The 5658-nt window shown below is 46.6% G+C and carries 6 protein-coding genes and 1 pseudogene; all 7 read right to left on the reverse strand.

Annotated elements, in window-relative coordinates:
- Positions 1–440, reverse strand: a 440-nt coding sequence (locus VF500_RS20400; RefSeq protein WP_330861447.1) for a family 43 glycosylhydrolase, incomplete at its 3' end; no start/stop codon positions are given.
- Between the two features lie 2 nt (positions 441–442).
- Positions 443–1450 carry a pectinesterase family protein gene (locus tag VF500_RS20405; RefSeq protein WP_330861448.1) on the reverse strand — a complete coding sequence of 336 codons (1008 nt, stop codon included), beginning with the start codon at positions 1448–1450 and terminating at the stop codon, positions 443–445.
- Between the two features lie 6 nt (positions 1451–1456).
- Positions 1457–2647, reverse strand: coding sequence for a glycoside hydrolase family 88/105 protein (locus tag VF500_RS20410; RefSeq protein WP_330861449.1), 1191 nt, complete (start codon positions 2645–2647; stop codon positions 1457–1459).
- A 6-nt stretch (positions 2648–2653) separates the two neighbouring features.
- Positions 2654–3640, reverse strand: coding sequence for an alpha/beta hydrolase (locus VF500_RS20415; RefSeq protein ID WP_330861450.1), 987 nt, complete (start codon positions 3638–3640; stop codon positions 2654–2656).
- A gap of 4 nt (positions 3641–3644) precedes the next feature.
- Positions 3645–4430, reverse strand: a complete 786-nt coding sequence (locus VF500_RS20420) for a rhamnogalacturonan acetylesterase (protein ID WP_330861451.1) — start codon at positions 4428–4430, stop codon at positions 3645–3647.
- A gap of 13 nt (positions 4431–4443) precedes the next feature.
- A complete protein-coding gene (locus VF500_RS20425) occupies positions 4444–5385 on the reverse strand; it encodes an alpha/beta hydrolase (RefSeq protein WP_330861452.1) in 942 nt (313 codons plus the stop codon).
- Positions 5386–5658, reverse strand: a pseudogene (locus VF500_RS20430) (hypothetical protein); the annotation flags it as partial.

A 5658-nucleotide genomic window follows, 5' to 3' on the forward strand; every position in this document is an offset into this window, starting at 1 on the left:
GGCCCGGCCGCGTTTTTGGCTTTTATAAGGTAAATACCGTAATCGGGATCAGGGTAATATAGGTAAAACTCACCTTTATAATAACGTAACGCGGGTGCCCAAACACCATCACCGTGACGGGGAATATCGAAATGATCAAACGGTGGCTGGCGTACCAGGGCGTGGCCAATGATACTCCAGTTCACCAGGTCTTTTGAATGCAATATGGGCAACCCCGGCATATCCTCAAAACTGGATGAAACAAGATAAAAGTCATCGCCCACACGTATCGCGTCCGGATCAGAATAATCGGCATTCAGCACCGGGTTTTTATAGGTGCCATTGCCCTGGTCGGCAATCCATACTTTAGATATATAGTTACTTTTTACAACAGGTTTTACCTGCGCGTTTGCAAAAGGTACGGCGGCGGCAAAAGCCAGTATACAAATAGTGTTTTTCATAATTATTTAGTTTCCGGGTCCCAGTTATCACTGCCGCCAAGGATATTCTTAATTGTATATTGTTTTGCTTCCCGATCTGTTAACTGGTGTGCCCATTGTACGCGGGCTTTAGGGTTAGCGCCTGGTCCGGTGCTTTTATATTCGGCATAATAGGCTGTCTTTTCTTTGTTCGGGAACATGCTGTCACCTTTCCACGGATCCCAGCCCTGGGGAATAATGTGTGCGCCCATTTCGGTATTCAGCAATACCGTTTTGGCGTATGATCTCCAGGGCCTGCCCAGGTACTCCTTGTTTACCGTTTCATCGGCTATCAGCTTACAGTTCATCAGCACATAACCATACTTTTGCAAATGAGTAGTGGCCGCTGCCGTGATATAGGAGTTCACCAGGCTTTTAATAACGCAGCGCTGGAATACGACAGTAGCCTCGCCAAACAGGAAATCTGTAGTGCCTTCAATATAACAATCCTGAAATAGCTCACGCGATGTAGCCGTAGCGGTATACAATGTGTCCTGGTTACCCAGCAGCTTACAGTTACGCACAATACAGCGGTCACCTTCTACATGCAGTGCTACTGCTTGCCCTACCCGGCCAGCCGAATTGATAATGGTGAGGTTTTCTGCCATGAAATTATTGCCGGCAACCAGCACGGTGTAAGAGGTGTACGTTGAAAATTTATCCCTGCCAAAGGCATCTTTACCGCCAGGTACGGGTTTACCCGAATAGTCATCATTAGTGATAATGGTATTTTCCTTATCCTCACCAATAAGTGAGATATGTGTTTTCCACGATGGGATTACCAGTTTTGCGTGATAAATACCTTTTTTGATGTGGATAGGCACCTGTATGGCGCCCAGATCACGAACCGCGTTTATCGCTTCCTGTATGGATTTAAAGTCGCCGCTGCCATCCTGTGCCACAGTTATTTCTTTATAAACCTTAGTAACAGGCTGCGCCTGGCAAACAGCAATTGCCGCCAGCAGTAACAAGCCGAGTATGATCTTTTTCATATGATGTTATTTTTTCCCTTTCAACCATTCAATTTCTGTAGCGGCGAGTATAAAAGCGCCAACACCTTTGGCATCATTGGTAATCACCTTCTCGCTCAGGTAATAAGCGTAGCTGCCATCACGGTAAGGCTTTCCACCCAGGCCGCCTACCTGAACAGTGCCATCCAACGCCAAAAGGCCCTTGTCATCGGTGCGGATAAATTTTTTAATAATACCTGCATACCCTTTTTGTACTACAGGTATGTAGGTTGCCGGCAAATATTTTTGACGTACGGCCTTAGCCAGCGTATACACAAACATACATGATACCGATGCTTCCTGGTAATTACCTTTTTCAGTGCCTTTGTCCAGTACTTCGTACCAAAGCCCTGTAGGTTTATCCTGCCAGCGCACTACCGCCGCGGCATAACGCTGCAGAATGGCCAGCAGTTCATTACGCCGGGGATGATCGGCCGGAAATTGATCCAACGCATCAACCAGCGCCATCCCGTACCAGCCCATGGCCCGGCCCCAAAAGTTTGGCGAACGCCCGGTTTGCGGGTCGGCCCAACGTTCTTTCTTTGATGCGTCCCAGGCATGGTACAGCAATCCTGTTTTTTCATCGCGCGAATGCTTTTCCATTAATATGAACTGCCGGGCAATATCATTGAAAGCTGTATCCTCGTGAAAAATGGCCGCATATTCGGCGTAAAACGGCTCGGCCATGTACAGGCCATCCAGCCACATTTGGTTAGGGTAACGTTTTTTATGCCAGAAGCCTCCATCAAATGTACGGGGCTGTGTACGCAATTGTTCCCGCAATGTTTGCACTGCTTTCAGGTACTTATCCTCATGGGTTTGCCGGTAAAGCGTCAGCACATTGCGGCCGCAGAGAATAAAATCGAGGTTATGGTCGGCGAGGTTATAGGTACGGATACTGCCGTCGGTCTGCACGAATTTATCCATACAGTGTTTTATAAAATCGAAATATTGCTGATCGCCGGTTTGATGCCAGATATTTTCAAATCCCTTTAATATAACGCCCTGGTCATAAGTCCATTTGTTACCGCTGGGCAGGCTGTCTTTCCAAATGGTCATCACGGTGTGTGCCATTTGCTGTGAATAGGGCCTGGCCGATTGTGCGCTGACCGATTGAACTACCCATGGCGTTAACAATATTAAACCAAGTATTTGCAGGCGTAAAAAGCTTTTCATCATCAGTGTTTATTTAAATATTTTAGTTAGAAACTGGTCAATGTCGGTTACCATAGGATCAAACCAGGGCTGATATAAACAGAAAGTGTGCGGCGTATCTTTAAAGCTATCAATCCGTACATATACGCCTTTCTTATCCATCATGTCTTTAAATACGTCACGACCGGCATGCATTCTGTCAACAGCGCTATTCAGGAACAGGAAGGGGAGTTTATTACGTTGAGCATAAGTAAGCGGGCTGGCCTCTGTCCAGGTATCAAGGCTTTCGGTACGTTTATAGCCTAACCACATTGTTGAGGCCGCAACTGTTTGCTGATTTTGAGTTTCCCAGGCATCGGGTGCCACAAATGTGAGCGTACCATCAATATCAATGACGGCCTGTACCGAACTTGAATAGCCTTTATTTGAATCCAGCACATCGAATTTATCTAAACCCGAGGTCATTCCTACCAATGCTGCCAGCTGCCCGCCAGCCGAAAAGCCCAAAACAGCAATCTTATTTGTATTGATATTAAATCTTTTAGCGTTAGCACGCAGCCATTGTATTGCCGATTTAATATCATTCACCGCCGCCGGGTAAAGCGCTTCGGTAGACAGGCGATATTCTACCGTAAAGCTGGCATAACCCAGGGCTGCCAAATGCTGCGCCAACGGAATATGCTGCGCACGGTTTCCCGAACGCCAGCCACCGCCGTGTACAGTAATGATTGCGGGCGTAGGCTTTTTCTTGGCTGCCGACGGCGTAAAGGCATCAATATGCAGTTCGCGGCTGCCCACTTTGGCATAAACCAGGTTACGTGTTTCAGTTACTGCTTTTGAAGGGCTGTCGGGAACGATCTTAATGAAAGGGTATTTCTTTACATTATTTTTAAAATCGCGGGTAATGTTAAAAGAGGTATCCGGGGTTGTGGTTAACCATTCTTTAGATTGCGCCGAAACTTTTGAAAATGCAAGCAGGCCTAAAGCTAAACCGAGTAGGAGGGTTTTGTTTTTCATGATGCTACCTGGTTAATCCCCGATCAGAGCCTGTTACGCGGTTGTTAATTTCTGGTGATAGCCTGCGTAGGTCCGCCAATACTATCTCTGCCATTTTGCGGGCACCCAGTTCATTGAAATGTGTATCGTCTTTTTGCCCCTTAGGATAATTGGGATTTTCGCCGGATTGCAGGTAATTATATAGAAATTTTGATTGTTCAGGGCCAAAGCTTTGTACCAGCGCCATACTTTCCTGGTCAAGATCTATCAATTGTACACGCTTTTCTACGGCTACATCGCGTACTATCCTGGCGTAGCGGGCATGGGTATCCGTTACGGTGCCTGTGCTGTCAAAACTGCGGCGTGTTACCGGGGTGATCAGTACAGGTATTGCCTGCTTGCTCCGGGTTTGATCAATATAAAGGACCAGGTTGTTTCTAAATTCTGTTTCGGTAGTAGCTGATTTTTTGGTCGGCACTTCATCATTATGACCAAATTGTATCAGCACATAATCCTCTGCATCCAAATTATCGGTGATCTGTTTCCAAAGGCCGTCTGTGATGAAAGTACGGGTGCTGCGGCCATTTTGGGCCTTGTTGACCACGACCACAGTTGAATCGAAAAAATATTTGAAACTCATGCCCCAACCTGTTTCGGGATATGCACTTACCTTTTTATCAGCCATTGTTGAATCGCCTGCCAAAAAAATGGTTAGCTTTTTTTTAGGCGGGATAAAGCTTAACGCTATGCCGCCCAGTATGATAACTGCCAGGCTAAACCGATGGATCTTACTTTGACGCGTTTTTTTCATGATGATGTAATAGTTATTTGTTTGGCAGTTTTTCGGGGATAATGTTCATTTCGATCAGCCACATTTCGCATAGTTTGGTCCACAACTCGGTCGATCCGGGATTATTGCGTAACGCAATGGCATGCGCGCCTTGCGGAAATGCGTGAAAGCTTACCGGCACGTTGTTTTGCAATAGTGCCTGGTAAAACATCAGGCTGTTCATTGGGTTTACTGCTTTATCATTAACGGCACCGGCAATAAAGCATGGGGGCGTGGTACTGCTCACATTAAGCTGTGCCGAAAAATGCTTCTTCAGGTCCTCAGTAGGATTAGGCCCTAATAAATTTTTAACGCTGCCTGCATGTGCATAGGAAGTACTGAGGTCGATCACCGGCGAAATGAGAATAGCAAAGTTAGGGCTGAATGAAACATGGTCAAGGCTGTCCTTAATTGCACTAACGTCGGTTGTTTGGGTAGCTGTGGTAGCTGCAAGATGCCCGCCTGACGATGTACCCATAATGCCGATCTTACCAGGATCGATGCCCCATTTTGCTGCATTGGCCCTGATGTAACGAATGGCTCGCTGTGCATCCATCAACGGACCGATCTCACGTTGCTTCAAGTCGGGAGAATTAGGGAGGCGGTAGTTAAGCACAAATGCCGAAACGCCCATGGTGTTGAACCATTTAGCCAGCTGCAATCCGCTGATCACGTAGGCGAGCCGCTCATAGCCGCCACCCGGACAAATAACCACCGCGGCACCCTTGTTTTCCTGTTTTCCAGGAAAGAATGCATACATCCCCGGCAGCATTACCCTATAGATGCGTTCATTAGCTACGCTGTCGGTAAGCCGCAGGTTTTTAGAGTTTGGGATATGGCCATGCGGCCATATCTCCATAAAGTTTTGTGCCTGTGTACGGGTCGAAAAGATCACCAATGCCAATACGGTCAATTTGAAAAGCAAATGTTTCATCATTTATTTTGTAGTTGTTAACACAGATTTATCCGCACCATATTTAAATTCCGCTACCTGAACAGCCGAACTGATATCTGTGTGTGATAGATCCACCTGACCCATATACTTACCATTGATACTCAACAGCAGATCAGGCTTTGCCGCCGATGCAAGGTTGTCGATCCTGATTTTGTTGCTGTTTTCTATATGAACCAACGGTTGAGTGGTTTTGCATTGCAGCATTACTTTGGTCAGGCTAACGTCGCTGGCATCAATAACCTCGGCCCCGTGATC

The sequence above is a fragment of the Mucilaginibacter sp. genome (assembly GCF_036383575.1).
Classification (GTDB): domain Bacteria; phylum Bacteroidota; class Bacteroidia; order Sphingobacteriales; family Sphingobacteriaceae; genus Mucilaginibacter.